The organism is Paenibacillus solanacearum (genome assembly GCF_910593845.1).
GTDB lineage: Bacteria > Bacillota > Bacilli > Paenibacillales > NBRC-103111 > Paenibacillus_G > Paenibacillus_G solanacearum.
The window spans coordinates 91,671-110,122 of record NZ_CAJVAS010000003.1 but is presented as its reverse complement, the minus strand read 5'-3'; the positions used below and the strand labels follow the sequence as shown (position 1 = coordinate 110,122).

The following is an 18,452-nucleotide window of genomic DNA, read 5'->3' as shown; positions in this document are numbered from 1 at the left end:
CTCAATCATGAAGACTCCGTTCCTCTCATGAGGATGACAAAAATCAGGACAACAAAATAAGCATAGTTTATTCGATGTCTCCCGCTTCATTATGCTTTGAGTCGCCTTACTACAAAGCCTTGCGCCTCCAATGCCACTCGTACCGATTGCGCAAAATTTGATCATTGTATCCGTGTGCCCGGTTTGATAGCATAAATCATCATAACAAGCACCGGTTGTTCCATGATCATCCATGAATCGACAAGAGGTGGCCGCAGACATGCACATACGCAGGCTTCAGTTGAACGAACATCAGCGCTTTTTACTGCGCAATGTCTCCATAATCGTGTTGGGTCTGTTCATTAATCAGATGCTGCAAACGGTCGGAAGCATCGTCCTGGCAAGAATGTTGAACGATCCGGTCAAGTTCGGCGAAGTGAACTTATTGCTGCAAATTTTCGGCATGATTGCGCTGTTTCTGAACGTCGGGTTCAACTCGGCGCTCGTCTACACGTTCTCGACCGATGCGCGCGAAGCCGTGCAGCATAAATTTCGGCTGGCGCTGGCAGGCAGCACATTCTTCGGGATCGTCATCAGCGTGCTGGTAACGGCGCTGTCGCCTTTTCTTGCGAAAGCGTACCAGCTGCCTGCGCTGCAAATGGCGCTCGCGCTCGGTTCCGTCATGTACGTGTTTAATTCCATCATCAATATGGGGGTATCGTCTTTTTCCGGCAGTCGGAATTTTGTGACCCAAGCGGTTTTTATGGTGGTGATGACCGTCTTCTCCACTTTAGGAACGATTGCGGGCGTCGTCTGGCCGCTATTTGGCGATCCGCTCTACCTGTGGGGCGTGTCCCTCTGGATGGGCATCGGAGCCGTGGTCACCGCGCTGATCACAAGCTGGAGAGTACAGATCGTCCACCGGCCCCAATGGTTCGGTCGCCTTCCCTTGGCTGAGCTGTGGGGCATGATGAAATACGGCGTGCCGCTCTGGGCGGGAAATATCGCCAAAGCGTTCCAGCAGCCGTTCCTGGTCATGGTCATCGGTTCAAGCTCGGTTGTCGCTGTCGGGCATCTGGCCAACGCTTCCCGCGTTACCGGCTTTATCGGCATTGTCACCTGGGCATTCATGATTGTGACCTTTCCGTTCGTTGCCGAAAGCTCGCAAGATTTGCAGGAAAGCAAACGGCGCGGCACGCTCTGCATCCGTTACAATAACGTCATCCTGTATCCGCTCACGCTGCTCATCTGCTGGTTCCCCGACCAAATCAACGGCATCCTATTCGGTTCGGAATACGCTACGGGCGAATCGGCCATCTATATTCGACTGCTCGCGCTCGGCGTGTTTTTCTCCTCCGTCAGCCGGCTCGGGGGCAACATTCTTGCCGGGATCGGCCGGACGAAAGCGAACTTCTGGGTCATGATCGTAGCCGGCATATTCGTCATCACGCTCGTACCGCTGCTTGCTTCCGACCAACCTGTCTGGGCGGTGTGGATCTATACGGCCGGCTGGGCCGTGTCCGCGTTATCCATGATCTGGTTTTTCTACCACGAGAACTTTGTGCCGGACTGGTGGGTCGCATACGGGGAACCATTGCTGCCAACCGTGCTCATGGGCATGATCTTGCTGGCAGGCCGCACGATCGGAGCCGCCTTTCCCTTGTTTATCGCGGCAGCGATGCTCGGTCTGCTGGCGATGTCGCTGTGGATCGAAACCAAAACATTCGCTCAAGTTAAAAGAGCTGTGCTGCGAGGCCAGTAAGTCTGCGGCACAGCTCTTCACGCCGTAACAGCCGAGATGCTGGCATCGTCCGGCGTTCGCGGCGCTAGTGACAACGTAATACAATAAAGACGCTTCCTGCCGAAGCAAGGAAGCGTCTTTGTCGTACCGTTATTGAGGGTTAACCAATGTCAGGCAGTATTGCGCAATGTCATAGCCGACTTTCGCCAACTGGTCTTTAATCGGCTCCGGCAGCCCGTTGAATTCCTTGTGCGTTTCATAAGTGAAATCGCCCTCGTATCCGATCTCGGCGAGCACCGGCAGCAATGAACGCCAGTCGACACTGCCGTGGAACGGAAACATATGCTCGTCGGAGTTCCCGTAATTATCGTTGACATGCGTCGCCTTAAGCCGCTTGCCGAGGGTGCGAAGCGCGGGACGCTGGTCCTTGTACAGGAAGTTCGCATGGCCGAAGTCCCAGCATGCGCCAACGAGCGGCTCATTCCATACGTCGATGATCGCCGCAAGCTCCGAGGCATGGCTCGCGAACCGGCGCATGGACGTCGGACGCTCGATCATGTTCTCAAAGGCGATGCCCACATTGTGTTTGACGGCAAGCTCCACGTACGGCGAGAAATGCTCGACGTTGTCTTTAATGCATGCATCAAAATCCAGCGCCGTCTTCGCACGATCCTCGTGCGGATGCACAACCGCCCATTTGACACCGAGAACCGAGCTGGCGATGATGGAGCGGCGCATCATTTCATTATACACTTCCAGCTTCTCCGCTGTGACGTTATTCGGATGCGCCGGCAGAAATACGGGATGCGATTGCGAGAATTCGATGCCCAGCTTCTCAGCTTCGTCCCGGAGTTCCTGGATCCGCTGCTCCCAATCGTCGGCTGCAAGATCGGTTTGCCCGGTTAACGCCCGGCAAAAGTTAATGTCCAGCACGTCATACCCTGCTGCTTTCAGTCTGCGGATTGATTCCTTGTACGGCGTATAGCCTCCATCCAGTCGAAGACTGAACGTGCCCGTTGTCGTTGATAATCTCAAACGGATCTCACCCTTTCGTCTGATTGTTATAGCATCGGCCAGCGGCCAGCAATGGCGCATTGGAAACGATTCCTTGTTGGTCGAGTATTCTCATCATACAATGCGGGGGTACGCTTGCAAATACAATTTTGCTTCATGCAGGATATACTATATTTCAAGACTGTGCACGGGTCGCTTCATTATTTCTTCTCGATCGCAATCGCTTTGTTGATTTCCTCATCCAGCTCCCGCAGCGTCGTATTCACGTCCTCCTTGCCCGACAAGAACGCGTTGAACTTCTTCTCCGTCATCGGCTCGGCGATTTCCCGGAATAAGTAGATCGGGTATTTGACCGGTTTGCTTTTCAAGATGCCCGCCACATGTTTGTTTTTCAAAGACTCATCGCCCTGCCCGAACGCCTTCTGAACCTGCTCATTGACGAGCGGCGAAATGCGGCCCGCGCGGGACACATTCATCTGCACCTCGTCGGAGGTCATCACTTCAATCACCTGCAGCGCCTGGTCCTTGTATTTGCTGGTCGGGGCGACGCCAACCATATAGACCGTGGAATTGCCGTACGTATTCGGCTTCTCCTTGTAATACGGATGCTGCGCGACATCCCACTGCAGGCCGGTTTTTTCCGCTTCCTTCAACTGCGAGAAAATGTTCGTCTGGTTCAGCATCGCAATCGTGCGGTCGGTCATGAAGCCCTTCGTGCCGTTCTTGTCCCCGTTGGATGACGGAGCGTTTCCAGGAATTTCATAGATTTGCTTGCCTATTTCGAACGCGCGCTTCCAGCCGTCGCTCGTCATTATCGCTTTCTGCGTCTTGCGGTCGATATATTCCATGCCGAGCGGCTGCGCCATGCGCACGACGCTCCCCATATCCCAGCCGCGATATTGCACCCCGTCCTGAACCCGCGTCAGCTTCCGGGCCAGTTCCAGCGCATCCTCCATCAGCATGCCGTCCTTCGGATACGGAACGCCGAATTTATCGAATATTTCCTTGTTGTAGAACAGCGCATGAAACCCGGTTTCAATCGGCAGCCCGTACAGCTCCCCTTTTTCGGTTGCCGCATATTTGATGTCATCGAGAAAATTGGGCTGAAATCGCTTCAAGTCGATCTTCTTGCGCTCGAACAGCGCCGTCATGTCTTCGTTGATGCCGCGTTCCTTGAGACCGGGCATATTGCCGTTAAACGAGATGTACAAATCCGGAAGCTCGCCCGCCGCGATCAGCTTGTCGTAAGCTGCAAACGAGCTCGCGCTGAACAGCTCCAGCGTGATGTGCGGATACTTCTTCTGCACCGGCTCGATGTACAGCTTCTTAAACTCGTCGTTAATCGGCAGGTGTACGGCGAACTTGAGCGTCACCGGCGTCGTATCGACGGCTTTAGCCGATTCCGCCGTGTCTGCGGCTACGTTCTTCTGCCCCGCCGCTTCGCCACCGTTATTCGCATTTCCGCAGCCCGACAATGCGGAAGCCGCCGCGACGGCCATACTTACGGCCAGTGTCATTGTTGTCTTCCTTCTCATGTTTACAGCCCCCCAGGTTTTATCATCCCGTCATCCTAAGACTTGGACATCACCAAGCATAGCCCGACAATGTTCGCGCAATGTTTGCAAGACGTGAAGAATTTGTAAATAACGGACACCGAGGTCGATAGAATAGACTGTGACTGCGGATTTTATTAAAGCGCTTACAAATGGAAGCTTGTTTGGTGGCTCAGCATGCCGGGATATTACAATATAATATACATAATAATTTTATGTTAACTATATTCGCGGTTCCATAGAAACTTTTTTTCGCCGCCGTTTGTTGTGAGGTTCAAAAAAAAGGACATCCGTTCCACTCAACAGATGTCCCTTACAACAGTTGCTTATGAAACTGCACGTTCGGACCGTTCAGGACCCCGTATCGCGATGGCGTGCTTCTCTAGGAACGCCGGTTATCGCACATGCTGCAGTTCAATGTAGTCGAGATTAATGGCTCCGCGGTCGCCCGCCGTCCGCTCGAGCGTCAGCAGGTTGACGCCTTGACGCAGCTTGACCGTGTCTTGCTTGGTCATCCACGTGCTCCACTTGGCGGCTTGCGGGAACGTAACCGTCTTGCCCGTCTGGACGACGCGCCCCTGCTCGTCCGCTGTGCTCACCTGCATCGTACTTACTGCGCCTGTCGCATTGCCGTAGCGGTAGTTCATACGGTATGTGCCGTCGGCTGGCGCTTGCACCGCGACGACCAGCTTCGCGCCAGTGTGGCCGAGGCCGTCGACGAAGCCGAAGCCGCTGTAACCGCTATGATTGTTGTTAAAATGCGTGCCGCCGAGCCATGTCGCCACTTCCGCCTGATAGCGCGCATGCGGCCCGTTCGGGGTAATCTGCACAACGCTTGTCCCGTGAGCCGGCAATGACGGCTCATAAGCGGACAAAGCTCCAAGCTGCCGGTTCGTCCACAGCTCTTTCGTGGAGGCCGCGCTGCCGAGACCGAGATGATCACGGTAGTCGATCTTGCGGACCGCCGTCTGATCGGAGCGGTTAAACAGCCCAACGACCCAGGATCCGTCGGGCAGTTGGCCGAGCCAGCGCTCCGAATCGCGCGCATAAAAATCTTCGCTGTACGAATTGCCGTTATAGTAAAGCGGCTTGCCGACGAAGCCTTGGCGATGAAGCGACAGCATGTTTTCGTTCTTGTAAAACTTTCCGGTGCTGCCAATCGTAGAATGTTGATCCGTAATGGCGATCGGCGAACCGGCCATCGTAAACAAGGAAATCGCGGATTTGCGTTCCTCATCGTTCTTGAACGTGTTCATCCGCAGGAAGTCTCCGTCCAGAATCATTTGGGAGCCGCGGCCTGCAATGTCGGAGAAGCCGGTAAATCCGAGAAACGGATTGGCCCACTGCGACCAGCCGCTTCTCCAGGTTTGGCGCTGGCCGCTCAAGTTCTCCCAGCCGCCATGCGCAAGGTCTTCGTTAATCCGGACCATGTCGCCGTACGGCAACTCGCTGGTTCCGTGATTGTCTAGGTGCGGCATCACGAGACTGATCTCCATCTCGTCACCCGCGGCTTCATGCATCCAGCGCATGGCGGTCTGGTAGTTCTGCACGCCGTGAGCCTTCCCGATCTTCCTTCCCTTATCGACGCCCGTCTCATACCAGGATAAGAAATCGATGCGCAAATATTTCACGCCCATCTTCTTGAAATACTCGACGTATCCTTGAATGTACTGCTTGGCTCCGGGCTTCGTAACGTCGACCCAGTATAAATCGTCATTGAACTTGTCGTCGGAGGACGCAATCGAGCCTACTTTATAGTTTGTCCCGACAATCGTCTTGGACGCGTCGCCGGCAGCGCTGCGCGTCACCCACAACGGGTTGTAGTAGACGCCGAGCTTCATGTCTTTGGACTGGATATAATCGGCCCAGTACGCCCAATCATGCTTCCAGCCGTCGTTATGGGATACAATGTAACCGTTCTTATTTGTACGCTGCGCGCCTTCGATCCAGCCGTCGGATACGATCATATCGTAGCCGTACGACTTGTACTCGGCGGCAATCCAATCGATATTTTTTTTCCATTCGCGCTCGTCCATCGGAGCGTCTTTCGTATATTGATATTCATAGGTGCTCCAGTAGAGCGGCCCTACCCCGCCGCGCGTAAACGAGCTTTCGCGTGCGGATGCAGGCATAGCTGCAACGATACTGGATACCAGAAGCGCGGCGCAAACCGTAGAAGCCAGGCGGCGCAGTCGAGTCTTTTTATTGTTCATAGTCATAGGAATCCAACCTTTCCAAACGAGCTGGTGGCAGCCTCGTGAAGTGATCGCAGGTGTATATACCACTCATTGTACACGCTTTCACGGTACGTTCCTATGACTTAATATATCCATGGAAGCGGCTGGAGAATGCGCCTTCATCCCACCCCTTCGTTGCAAATCGCGAGCCCGGCCAGCACCTGACCACCTCCATGGAAGGGGCGATAGCATCATGGCAAGCCGGTTGACGGCAAGCAACGATCATGTGCGTCATCCTATGGAATACACACGAACGCTGCTGCAAAAGCTATGCTTGTTCAGCCGCGGGATGAGTGTACCCGAAGACCAACTTTACGGTTAATTTCCCAACTCCCGAATCAGCCGCTTGAACGTGTCGTAAGCCGGTTTCGGCGAATAATCGTCCCGTACGATGCCGAATTGATGAAACAAATCGTCCTTGGAGCTGTCCGCATCCCTCAGTCCGAACAGGACATATTGGGTAATATGGAGCTCCTCCCGCAGCCGGTCCACCGTCCGAATCACGGTCTCCAGCACGGCGGCTTGCCGTTCATACGATCTTTCCGCTTGGACGAACGGATTTCGCCCTGTAGGCCAGCCGTTCTCGGTGACCCGGATCGGTACCGCCGCCGGGATACCCGCAGCGACCAAATGCTTCTCCCTCAAATCGCGAAGCGTCCGTTCCACGGAAGCCGGTATGTCTTTCAAGTCAAGCGGCTCCTCGAATACGTCCACATAAAAATTATGTCCTACAAAATCAATGGCATTCACAAAATCGTTCCCGCCAAGCTCGGCGAGCCGCTCCCAAAAGTGAGGCAGCGCTACGGGGCTTTCCGGCACTGAGCCGAATCCGATGTGCAGCGGAAGATCAAGCTCGCGCGCCTCCCGCTTCGCCGCCAACACACCTTCCACGAGCGCTTGCAGCACATACGGCTTGGAGCCTTCCATAAACGTCAAATTCGGTTCGTTCGTAATTTGCAGCGAAGCCAGATGCACGCCATACTGCCGAATGAGCGTTCTCACAAATTCAAGCCAGCCCGGAAGATCGATGTCCGGCGTCTGCATACAGCCTATCGTCAAGTCACCGAGCTGGCCGTTATGCAAGTACGTTTCCGCGATAGACTGAAGCTTGGCTGTAGACGCTGGCCCGGTGTAAATCATATAGTTCCGCGGCAGCACAACGTTCGTTTCTCCGCGAAGATCTCGCAGCGCGGACTGAATTTGAGCATAATCGTCCTTCGGCCCGACAGCCAATCCGGTAGGGGTACCAGCCACACCAAGCGGATAAATGCCGAACGTTAATCGGGATGCATTCATTTGAATTGCTCCTTTACTCCATGATGGGATATCGTAATTTGTTTAATTTTAATACATATTTATTTACTATTATTCGTGCAAACCTCTATGTTTCCGTGTATAATTAAGTTGTATTTTCGTTAATATCATAAGTCAAATCACGACTGAGGTCAAATCCATTTTATATCATATAGTAAAGGAATGTATACGATTTGCAAATCACACCCGATCAAATCAGCGGCAATTTCTCACGGATGCTCTCGCTCGCCTACAATAAGTTGAACAAGCCTCTGTCGAAGAGCGCCGCCAAGGCCAACGCCTCCGACATAACCCATTTGCAGCTTCATATATTGGAAGAGCTGTATCACACCAGCGCCGGCATCTCATTGACACAGCTTGCCAAGCAGATCCGTATTTCCAAGCAGCAGCTGACCCCGCTGATCGCCAAGCTGGAAGAGAAGGCATATGTGCTGAAAACGCAAGACAACGCCGACAAACGATCAATCAAGCTGCTGCTCAGCGAAAAAGGCAAAACGCGGGTAACGGAGCATTGGGAGGAATTTCATCACTTGTTCAGCGAACGGGTGGCCGGTCTCGCCGAAGACGATCGAATCGATCTCGATTATGCGATTAACAAAATCATTCGGATTTTCGGCAAAATGCAGACATGATGACCACACCGGCGGCAGCTTGCAATAGGACACAAAAATCCCTGATGCCATAAGGCCTCAGGGATTGGACTACCACATTCTGTTATACGTTGGAACTACGAATTTACGCCGACGCGCCTAGGCATGGCTCTCCTGAACGGGCAATGAAGCAGGTTCGTTGACGGGAGATTTATGCTTCATAATCGGCAGCATCGTCATCGCTCCAACCATGAACAGGCAACCGGCAACCGTAAAGATCGCTTCCAGCGGAAACGCACCCTTCAGCACGCCCGCGAATGACATGGAGACGACCATCATGCCCATAAACATCGGGTTAAGCACCCCGTTCACCCTGCCTACGATGGATTCATGCGACCATTTCAGGATCATCGTGCTGATCCCGATATGAATACACGGAAACGCAAACCCGTTCACGAATTGCGCGGCGAGCGTGACCGGAACCGACGTCGAGTAGCCGACGATGACCGTACAGATCGCGCTGATGAGCATGCCGATCGCCAGCAGCAGCTGCGGGGCGACCCGTTTCGAGAACGCCGCGACAATGCCCCCGCCGAGCAGCATGGCCGCTCCGTTCACCATCAGCAAATATTGCAAAAACTGTTCCGTCTTCCCCAGCTTCTCGGTCACGATAAACAGATTGAGCGCTTGCGCGGCGCCGACAGCCAGACCCGCAAGGATGAAAGCTAGGCCTAGTGCCCGCAGCACCTGGCTCTGCCATACATAACGAAAGCCTTCGACAAGCTCTTTGCGGAATTGGCCTTTCCCCGCTTCCGCTCGCGGCTCGTCTTGATCTTTGGGAAGCCGGACGAGCACGAGGGCGGACAGCAGGAAAATAAAGCCCATAAAAGCGATTGAGGTCTCCAGGCCGAGGTTCGTATATACATACGTCCCCAGCATCGGACCGAGCACCAGAAAGATCGCCATTAGCGACTGGAACAATGCCATTCCTTGCTGCATTTGCTCTTCTGGCACATGCTGCTTGAAGAGGCGCATTCCGGACGGCTGCGAGAACTGCGACAAGATCGCCGAAATGAACGTGACGAAATAAACGGAATACCATGAACCGTAATGGATCGTCAAGAGCACTGCGAACACGGATACGGCGGACAGCACATCGCACCAGATCATTGTCCGCTTCGGCTTCCACCGGTCGGCGAAGGTGCCGCCGATGAACGAGAACAGGAAGATCGGCGCAAACTCAACCACGCTGATGAGCGAAATCGCGTACGGATCTTTGCTCGTTTTCTCGGCGACGTACAGCAGTATCGCGAAATTCCGCACCCATATGCCGATCTGCAGCAGCACATTCGACATAATGATCGTCTGAATGAAGCGGTTGCGAAACAAGCCTGGTGCCTTGGCGGTTATTTGTTGCGAATCCAAAGGGATCCAACTCCTTCTTCAGCTAAGAATAATAGATCATTTGCTTGCTACATTATGATAAAACAAATCGCTGCGGCACATTTCTTCTGAATTGCGGTCTTGCAGCCATTCGTGCCGGGTAAGCCGGGCCGCGCTGCCGGTTAATGGTTAATGACAAAAAGCCCGCAACGAGGATCTTGGCGGCGAACGCCCCTCATGCGAGCTTTTAATGTGTTTCTTGTCTTCGATGCATGTAAATCCGTTCCGGCATTGCGCGGCGATCGGGCGAACCTGTGCCATCTCGCTCGTCGGCGGCAGCCGTATCCTCACAGCAGCTTTCCTGCCGCGCTGCATGCAGCCTACCCTTTCTTTACGATAAAAGCAAATACGCCGTCGTCTTCCTTCGCTTCAATCAGCTCATGCTTCGTCTGCCTAACCCATGTCTGAAAATCGTTCATGGACCCTTTATCCGTCGTATGCAGCTCCATCAGCTGCCCGGACGCGAGCGTATCCATCCCTTTTTTCGCTTTGACGATTGGCATGGGGCATGCGAGTCCTTTGGCGTCGACGATCAAGTGTGCCATTCGTCATCTCTCCTCTGCTGTTTTAGATCGGTTCACGCCCGCTGCACGGCTGGACATGCTGATATAACTATTGTCCCGATGAATCCCGCTCCAGATCGTACGTCCACAGCGACATGCCCGGCAGCACATTGTGAACGCTGCGAAATCCTTTATCCGCCATGATGCGGCAAGCCATGTCGCTTCGCGTTCCGGTACGGCACACAACGTAATAGACTGCCTCCGAATCAAGACTGTCCAGCCGCTGCTCCAACTGACCGAGCGGAATCGAGACAGCTCCCGGAATGCGACCGAACGCATACTCGGCCGGTTCGCGGACATCGATCACCGTGACCGGCTCACCCGAAGCAAGCTTCGCATGTACCTCCTCATTTCCGGCCGTGTGCGGATACGTTTGTTCCGGCTTCGTATCTGACGGCTCCGCCTTGCGGATGTAATGGCGAAACACGCCCCCCTCTTCCTTCATTCCCAAATAGTGATGCCCGGTACGGCCGGACCAGCTCTTCAAATCTGCGATCGAGCCTGTATCGGTCGCCCTCACTTCCAGCACTTCGCCTGCGCTCATTTCGTCGATCGTTTTTTTCGTCCGCACGACCGGCAGCGGGCAAGCCAATCCCTCGCATTCCAGCGTCCGGTTCACTTGTAACTTGGTCATCGTTGTAGATTCACCCTTTCATTTCTTTCATTAAGGCAAGCTATGCATCATGGACAGCGCAACGGTTCGGCCCGATCTCCATATCTCTTTGCTGCTCCAAAGTCGGCGTAAGCTTCCCCATATTGGTCTGCCGGATTTCTTGATAGCTGTTGGGCTGCGGCGGCAACTGTTCGGTCACCGTCATGCGAAATTCCGCTTCATCCGGTATGTTTAACCCCGGATTAGCTGCATATAAATCGCCGAGGCGAGCGCATACTTTGCCGTCTTCGCCCAGCTCCGCGGCCTTGCCGAAGTGAGCGGGCAGCACGATCAAATGCTGCGGCAGCCGCTTGTACCGCTCATACAGCGTCGTTCTCAGATCGCTCACCCAATCGTCCGCTTTGCCCGCCAGATCGGGGCGTCCGATCGATTGGACGAATAAGATATCGCCGGATAGCAAATATTGATTATCGACGACCAGCGAAGTGCTGCCAATCGTATGCCCCGGCGAATAGAACGGTTCGATCCGAATTTGAGAGCGCCCTACGGCGATCTCGGACATACCTTCCAGCTTCTCGTACGGGAAGACGACTTCTTCCGCGTCTTTCGGCGGAAGCCAGTACAAGGCTCCGGCTTGCTCGGCCAGCTGTCTCCCCCCGGATATATGGTCGGCATGTAGATGCGTATCGATCGCATGCGTGATGACTGCGCCATGCGCGGCGGCGAACCGCTCGAACACATCGGTCATGCGCACGGCATCGATAACCGCCGCTTCACCATCCGAAATGATCATATAGGACAAGCATCCTTTGCCGATCCGGATGAATTGGTACAGTGCGCCCCCATCCTTCAAGTCGGCGATTTTCACCGGTTCCAGATGCTCGCTCCAAGCTTTCATTCCTCCGATCAAATAGGAGACATCGCGGTAGCCTTGCGCTGCCAACTGTTCCGCGACAAAGATCGAGGAGCCTTCCTTCGCGCATACGACGATCACGGCCCGATCGAGAGGAACCTGCTTCAGGACGGCCTCCACATTGTCGAGCAGCTCGAAATACGGAATGTTAAGCAGCTCCACTCGGTTCCCTTCGATACTCCAATCGCGAACATCGTTTTCGTTGCGCACATCCAATATAAATACCGGCTCATGCCGAACGATTTTTGCGGCGAGCTGCGCGGCGCTCATGCCATGCACTTGCGCTTGCGTTGTCATGGGTTCGTCCTCCTTAGAATCGAGTAAATACTCTATGGGGTATATATACATACAAAAAAAATGATGCATTTCCTATTCATATAATGATCAGCGCGGCTAAACACCATCTCCTTTCGGATTATATACATATACCCCTATAAGTATATTTACATTTATAATTTAACCTATGCTTTCGCCTTCGTCAACCCCAAATTGAGCTTTTGGGTTGAATTCTTCGTTCCTCCCGCCCGCGCCAAAAGACCGCACCCTCGGATGCGTTCTCCGTGCGAATGCGATCTTTTTCGTTGCGCTAGTTACGTGTTCCCTTCCATCAGAGCCAGCAATTTGTTTACGCCGACCGCTTGAATGAGCCATGGAATGCGAGGTCCTTCATTTTGGTTTAATACCAGTTGATACACGATCGTAAATAACCGTTTTTGATTGGCCTTCATCACCTTTTTATCTTCATGATGACAGATCGCGTAGATTTGCTCCATTAACAATTCGCCTTCCAGTTCGGGACGTGTCAACAGCCGGCAGAATGCTTCGATCCAGCTGCGCTCCGTCGAGCTTAACGCATCATAATAGGCGGAATTCGGATATTCATTGACTGTTATTTGCTTTTCGGGACACCAGCGCTTGATCCAATGCTCCGCCCGCTTAACGTAAGGCTCCAGCTCCCCGGTCGTGTAGTTTTCGCCGCTATGCGATAAAATGTCCTTCAACAGATCCGCGTCGAAATCGACAAGAGGCAGTATGCTCGATACGTGGCCGAATTTCGGCGTCTTCTTCCTTAGCCCCGGTAACACGGAGAGTTCCATCGCTTCCTTCACGTCGCCCGTCAACGTGCCGGAATCATACGCTTCACGGTATCTTTCGTATTCCGAATAATTTCGAATGACGTCTTCATCCATCCCGATATGGAAGCCGGCGCCCGGCTGGTACTTGGCGAACATGAACAATATGAGCTCCGGGCTGTACACGTCGAGCAAATCGTCAGGCGTATAGTTCTGTCCGGAAGAGCTGGACATCTTGGCATGGCTGCCCTTGATGCCAATAAATTCATAAGGTAAATACATCGGTGGCGCATTCTCGAATATATGTTCCGATATCGTCTTGGACACTTGATAGCTGCCGGTTTCCGACGAGTGGTCGCGGCCGCCCGGCTCGAACAGCACGCCCTCGACTCCCCAGCGCATCGGCCAATCCACCTTCCACTGCAGCTTGATGTTGGTTGCCTCCGGCATATATACCGCAGCTTCGTGTCCGCAATGACAGCGATATTTCAGCATGCTCGACGGTTCGTCGAACGATTGGACCGTGGTGGTGTCTTTCCGGCAAGACTCGCAGTATACATGAACCGGATAGTAACGTTCCCGTTCCTCTGCGCTGGCTTCGCCTGTTTTATAGGCCATGACGATATCGTAAATCTCTCTCCGATTCTTGAGCGCATGGATGATGGACGGATTATATTTTTTCGACCGGTATTCCCGGCTCTGGTATATAAATTCCGGCCGGATGCCGAATGGCATCAAAGCCTGCTCAAACTGCCGCTCGAAATGCTCCGCGTAGGATTCGTGGCATCCGTATGGACACGGCACTTCCGTGTAAGGCATCCCGATATATTGTTCGAAGGCGGGATCGATCCCGGCAGGAACTTTGCGGAACCGGTCGAAGTCGTCCCACGAAAAAATAAACCGCACACGCTTCCCGGACTTCTCCAGCGCCCTCGCGACAAAATAAGTCGTTACGATCTCTCTGAAATTGCCAATGTGCACCGCGCCTGACGGGCTGATCCCCGACGCGCACACGAACGTGCCTCGATCCGGATGCTGCTCCATTAAACGGTTTGCTGTGCTGTAAGCCCAATGCATCGTTTCATCACCTCTGGTTTGGTTTGGAATAAATGAAAAAAAGCTCTCGTCCGCAAGATATTGTCATCTTGAGGACGAGAGCTTAGGTTAGCGTCGTGGTACCACCTCTGTTCGCGAACAGGTTGCCCTATTCGCCTCTTCGGGTACGGCCATTACGCTTATACCCTATCTCTGTAACGGGAGATCCCGTCATACCATCCTTGAGCGCTGCGCCCAATTCCATATGAAGCTCCGAGGTTTTTTTCGTTAAGAACGCCGCTGCCCCATTTCACCGTGCTGGAGCTCTCTGTGAACGCCGCTTCTTACTTACTCTTCTCATCATCGCCTGATTCGGTTTGTTATTTTATGTAATAGTAGCGTGAAGACAAGGCGATGTCAAATACATTTTTCGCGGACAACGCCGAGGTCTAGCCGCCTATGCGTCCAGGCTCTTCAGCTCTTTCTGCAGGCTGTGCAATGTATCGGCGCGGTCTTGCTCATCCTGCTTGTCCTGCAGTAGCTGCTCGATGAATTCCCATATATCCTCCAGCTTGCGTCTCCCCTGGTAAAAATGCAGCGCTTCGCGATTTACTTCATACCCGGCATGCCGTTTGCGGTACTCGCACAGAAACCGGTCGTAATACGGCATCTCCGCCATGAACATCAGGTCCGCTTCCGGCGGCGCCAGTCGCAGCCCTTCCCAATCGATCCACAGGAGCTCGTCTCCGGACTGCATCAGATTCCAGTTATGTATGTCCGTATGGCATAAAACCATCGGCAGCGTCCTTTCCTTCAAGACGGCCGACAACTGCTCGACCGTAAGGAGTGCTTCCTGAAGCTGCGGCGTATAGGACTGCAGCACCGCTTGGACATCCGCTGGCAGTTCGTAAAGCTCCGTATCGATGACGCTGCGTAGCGGCTGCAAATACGGCACGTCGAACGTTTCCTTGAGCGCTTCCGTCGGCACGGGAATTTCTTCGCCGTAAGCATGCAGCTCTGCGATCAGCTCCGAAAGCCGGCTGAATTGCATCTCGCTCAACGCCCGTTCGCCGATCGTTTCTCCATCAATGTAGTCGTAGAGTAAATAGACGCCATGTTCGTCCTCGCATTGAAACCGGCCGTTATTCGTCAGAACGGGCACGGGAACGCTCCCTTGCAGTCGGCTGTGATGCCTCAGCCATTCCATGACCGGCATATAAACATCGATCAGAGCCGTCCACTTGGCGGTTGACGCTCTGCTCTTCTCGTACATTTTCAGAAAGTACGAACGCCCATGAGCACACGTCACTCGGAACGCCAACGCGGCCCATCCGCCCTTCTGCGGCGTTACGTTCATCGGTTCGATATCATAATGCAACCGCAGTATAGGGCTAACGTCGTATCCTTGGTTCATTGCTATCATCTCCTTGCATGTTCTATTCATCCGGCCGCTACCGGTCCCGGCAGCTATGTTCCGACGATGCCGATTTCGGCGGCATACCTCGAGCTTCCGGTATCCAGTTCCGGCTCGGGCAATCATGACAGCGAACGAGTTCTCCCCGCCTGCCGCCACGACCACGACTGCAATCTTCTTTTTCTTGTGCCTGGTTATCTTATAGATGATAGAGCATAACGGCGGCTTCATCAACCGCCAACGCCGGATTTTGCCAAACGTTCCCGCTTGACATTCGACAAATCTTTGTCTATTATTTGAAACTATTCTACGTCTTTTGTCGTAATAATAGATAAAGTGAGGTGATTCGATGAGATAAAGGAGACGATCGACGATATAGTTGTTGTATCCGTCGAATGACAGTAACAACAAGAGGAGGAATAATTTTATGAAAAAACTTGTCATTGCCATTGCTGTACTACTCACTGCCGCCGGGTGCTCCGCCGCTGCTCCAAACCAATCCGCAGCTCCGGCCCCTACCGCTCCCAATTCCGAAACGACGCCGCCTGCTCAGAACCCTGCGCCGGATACCACTCCGCCCGCTACGAACCCGACAACGAATCCGCCGGCGCAACAGACGCCTGCACCGACAACACCTGCGCCGGAACAATCGACGCCAGCACCGCCAAAGCCTGTGATTCCTGCGCCGCCTGCCGGAGCCAAAGAAGTGCCGTATGTAACCAAGCAGCAGATTGACTCCATAGAACTGAACGCTACATACGACGAAGTATCCACCAAGATCGGTCTAGGCAAGCTCGTTTCCTTGAACGATCACCAAGCGGTGTATCAATATCAAGGCAAGAACGGCGGTACCGCCAAGCTGACCTTCTGGGATGGCAAGCTGAACAGCAAAGGCGTAACCGATCTGAATTAGGTTATGACCCATCAGCCTCTACACTTACATTCGGACGCGGCTGAATATGAAGACAGGGATATTGGCTGCACGTCGGCAATCCGATGCGCATGTCCGATATCCCTATTATTTGTGATCCTGAATCGTTATGTGAACATATGGAGCTGGGCTAACGCTTGGATGAGCCCTCTGCGATGCGCCTCCACCGAGCCCGTATAACGGTGGTCCTCCAGCTCGATGCAGACCGGTCCTCGGTAGCCCGTTTGGTCCAGCTCGAATGCGACGGTCTGCCAATGAACATTCCCGTCGCCGGGGATCGTATAACGCCACGGACCTTCGCTGAATTTGGGAGGCTTCGCAAATACCGGACGCTGCGAACGGCCGTACAGGTAGACGCTTTCGTCAAGAATCGCACAATCCTTGGCGTGAACATGGGCGATCCGGTCTGCAAACTCGCGCAAGAAGCGGATATAGTCGATGCCGAGACGAACCAGATGCGACGGGTCGTAATTGACACATAGCGCGGGAGACGGTACTGCGGCAAACATCGCGCGCAGCATCTCCGGCGTGCAGCCAAGCGTCGGATAATAAGGAGCAGGTCCCGGGTAGCCCTCGAGCACAAGCTTGATCCCCAGCCGCTCGGCATGCTCCACAATGGCCGGGAACACGCCGCAGAACAGGCCGAACGATTCCGTTAGCGGCGTCGCCGCCTGCTCCGGCACAAGGCACATGAAGCAGGTCGTCGCCCCGAGCCCGGCCGCCTCGGAGAGCTGGTCCGTCAGCTCCTGCACAGCAACGCTGCGTTTGTCCTCGTCCCTGCTGAGCAGCTGCGGCACTTTGCGGGCGTCGAAGCTGCCGAGCGACAAGCCTGCCTCGGATAAAGCCGCCAGCGTCTCTTTCGTAATCGACTGCAAATCGACATAGCCGAATCCGGCCGCTTTCAGCCAATGAAACCATTCCTGCCATTGCTCCGGTTCTTTGGCCATCGCAACGCCTTGCGTTAGCCTAACGCCAATTCTGCTGGACATGCGGCCTATTCAACCTCCTTCTTCTGTTAACCGATAATCCGATCATAGCGTAATCCACTGCCCTCCGTTCGCTGCGCTTGTCCAAGCGGCCTCCGTCAGCTTGGCGATGCGAAGACCGCAGGAAGCGGGAGCCGCAGCTTCTTCTTTGCGTCCGAGAATGAGTTCGACAAAGTCTTTGTCCGGATCGGAAGAGGCGGGGAATTCATCGGCGGCAATCGCTACGGGCTGGCTTTGTCCCTCCCGGGCGATGAGCAGCGTATTGTTCCGGTACATCGCCGTACCTTTGTCGCCATGGAACGTGACATCTTCATACAAGCCGATGCTCGCGCTGCCGACGACATTGAACGTACCGATCGCGCCGCCGTCGAACCGAACTGTCACCGCCGAGTCGATATCGACCGGCGTTCCCCGGTTGTCGATGCAGGCCGATACAGCTTGCGGCTCGAGTCCGGTAACCCACAGCACAACATCGAGCAGATGACTGCCGGAGTCGTTCAGCTGTCCGCCGCATGACAAGGCGGGGTCTTGTCTCCACGTTCCCGCCGTTGCCTGCATCCATCGCTGCGCCTGGTAAGCGCATACATAACGGATGCTGCCCAATTCCCCGCGCTGCACCACATCTCTGAGGTACAGAAACGGCCCCAGCACATGGCGCTGATACGCCACGGCCAAGTGCTTGTTGCAAGCTTCCGCATGCTCGATGATGCGCTGCGCGTTCTCCGAGCCCGCGACAAAAGGCTTCTCCATCAGCACGTGAAGCCCTGCGTCAAGACAAGCCATTCCTTGCTCTAAATGCTGACTGTGCGGCGTGACGATGACGGCGGCATCCGCAGCCGTGCGCGACAGCGCCTCGCGGTAATCCGCATAGGCCGGCACTTCGGCAAGCTGCGGAAACCTTCGTTTTGCCTCCTCAAGCGACGCTATGGAAGGGTCCGCAAGCGCTGCAATTTCCGCTTCGGGCACTTGCAGCAGCTTCTGAATGTGGCTCCTTCCCATTCCTCCGACACCGATCATCACAAAACGAACTTTCTCCATCACAGCATCCTCCTC

At 54.2% G+C, this 18,452-nt stretch carries 15 protein-coding genes and 1 other annotated feature; of the genes, 3 read left to right on the top strand and 12 right to left on the bottom strand.

Annotated features, from left to right (window positions below):
• Positions 1–259 precede the first annotated feature (259 nt).
• Positions 260–1,741: an oligosaccharide flippase family protein gene (locus KXG62_RS04940; RefSeq protein WP_218090818.1), complete on the top strand. Its 1,482-nt coding sequence runs from the start codon at positions 260–262 to the stop codon at positions 1,739–1,741.
• A gap of 129 nt (positions 1,742–1,870) precedes the next feature.
• On the opposite strand, the gene KXG62_RS04935 is transcribed toward KXG62_RS04940, so the two are convergent.
• The 4 genes from KXG62_RS04935 to KXG62_RS04920 form a co-directional block, all read right to left on the bottom strand.
• Positions 1,871–2,755, bottom strand: coding sequence for a sugar phosphate isomerase/epimerase family protein (locus tag KXG62_RS04935; protein WP_218090817.1), 885 nt, complete (start codon positions 2,753–2,755; stop codon positions 1,871–1,873).
• Positions 2,756–2,934: 179 nt separating this feature from the next.
• Positions 2,935–4,269 (bottom strand): ABC transporter substrate-binding protein, encoded by a 1,335-nt coding sequence (locus KXG62_RS04930; protein ID WP_218090816.1) that lies wholly within the window; start codon positions 4,267–4,269, stop codon positions 2,935–2,937.
• A gap of 413 nt (positions 4,270–4,682) precedes the next feature.
• Entirely contained in the window at positions 4,683–6,500 is a 1,818-nt protein-coding gene (locus KXG62_RS04925; protein WP_218090815.1) for a carbohydrate-binding protein, read from the bottom strand.
• A 342-nt stretch (positions 6,501–6,842) separates the two neighbouring features.
• A complete protein-coding gene (locus KXG62_RS04920; protein ID WP_218090814.1) occupies positions 6,843–7,820 on the bottom strand; it encodes a glycoside hydrolase family protein in 978 nt (325 codons plus the stop codon).
• 191 nt (positions 7,821–8,011) lie between these two features.
• On the opposite strand from KXG62_RS04920, the gene KXG62_RS04915 reads away from it, so the two are divergent.
• On the top strand, positions 8,012–8,470 hold the full coding sequence (locus tag KXG62_RS04915; protein ID WP_246627296.1) for a MarR family winged helix-turn-helix transcriptional regulator: 459 nt from the start codon (positions 8,012–8,014) through the stop codon (positions 8,468–8,470).
• Positions 8,471–8,587: 117 nt separating this feature from the next.
• On the opposite strand, the gene KXG62_RS04910 is transcribed toward KXG62_RS04915, so the two are convergent.
• From KXG62_RS04910 to KXG62_RS04885, 6 genes are all read right to left on the bottom strand, one after another.
• Entirely contained in the window at positions 8,588–9,853 is a 1,266-nt protein-coding gene (locus KXG62_RS04910) for an MFS transporter (RefSeq protein ID WP_218090813.1), read from the bottom strand.
• Between the two features lie 338 nt (positions 9,854–10,191).
• Positions 10,192–10,416, bottom strand: a complete 225-nt coding sequence (locus tag KXG62_RS04905; protein ID WP_218090812.1) for a sulfurtransferase TusA family protein — start codon at positions 10,414–10,416, stop codon at positions 10,192–10,194.
• Between the two features lie 67 nt (positions 10,417–10,483).
• The gene (locus KXG62_RS04900; RefSeq protein WP_218090811.1) at positions 10,484–11,068 is read right to left on the bottom strand and encodes a sulfurtransferase TusA family protein; all 585 of its coding nucleotides are present in this window, start codon (positions 11,066–11,068) and stop codon (positions 10,484–10,486) included.
• A 40-nt stretch (positions 11,069–11,108) separates the two neighbouring features.
• Positions 11,109–12,257, bottom strand: coding sequence for an MBL fold metallo-hydrolase (locus tag KXG62_RS04895; RefSeq protein ID WP_218090810.1), 1,149 nt, complete (start codon positions 12,255–12,257; stop codon positions 11,109–11,111).
• Between the two features lie 293 nt (positions 12,258–12,550).
• Positions 12,551–14,110 (bottom strand): lysine--tRNA ligase, encoded by a 1,560-nt coding sequence (gene lysS / locus KXG62_RS04890; protein ID WP_218090809.1) that lies wholly within the window; start codon positions 14,108–14,110, stop codon positions 12,551–12,553.
• Positions 14,111–14,177: 67 nt separating this feature from the next.
• Positions 14,178–14,441 (bottom strand) — a binding site (T-box leader).
• Positions 14,442–14,525: 84 nt separating this feature from the next.
• Positions 14,526–15,482: a phosphotransferase enzyme family protein gene (locus KXG62_RS04885; protein WP_218090808.1), complete on the bottom strand. Its 957-nt coding sequence runs from the start codon at positions 15,480–15,482 to the stop codon at positions 14,526–14,528.
• A 427-nt stretch (positions 15,483–15,909) separates the two neighbouring features.
• On the opposite strand from KXG62_RS04885, the gene KXG62_RS04880 reads away from it, so the two are divergent.
• Entirely contained in the window at positions 15,910–16,395 is a 486-nt protein-coding gene (locus KXG62_RS04880) for a hypothetical protein (RefSeq protein ID WP_218090807.1), read from the top strand.
• A 125-nt stretch (positions 16,396–16,520) separates the two neighbouring features.
• On the opposite strand, the gene KXG62_RS04875 is transcribed toward KXG62_RS04880, so the two are convergent.
• Both KXG62_RS04875 and KXG62_RS04870 read right to left on the bottom strand, forming a co-directional pair.
• Positions 16,521–17,402 (bottom strand): sugar phosphate isomerase/epimerase family protein, encoded by an 882-nt coding sequence (locus KXG62_RS04875; protein WP_218090806.1) that lies wholly within the window; start codon positions 17,400–17,402, stop codon positions 16,521–16,523.
• Positions 17,403–17,444: 42 nt separating this feature from the next.
• A complete protein-coding gene (locus KXG62_RS04870; protein WP_218090805.1) occupies positions 17,445–18,437 on the bottom strand; it encodes a Gfo/Idh/MocA family protein in 993 nt (330 codons plus the stop codon).
• Positions 18,438–18,452: the final 15 nt, after the last annotated feature.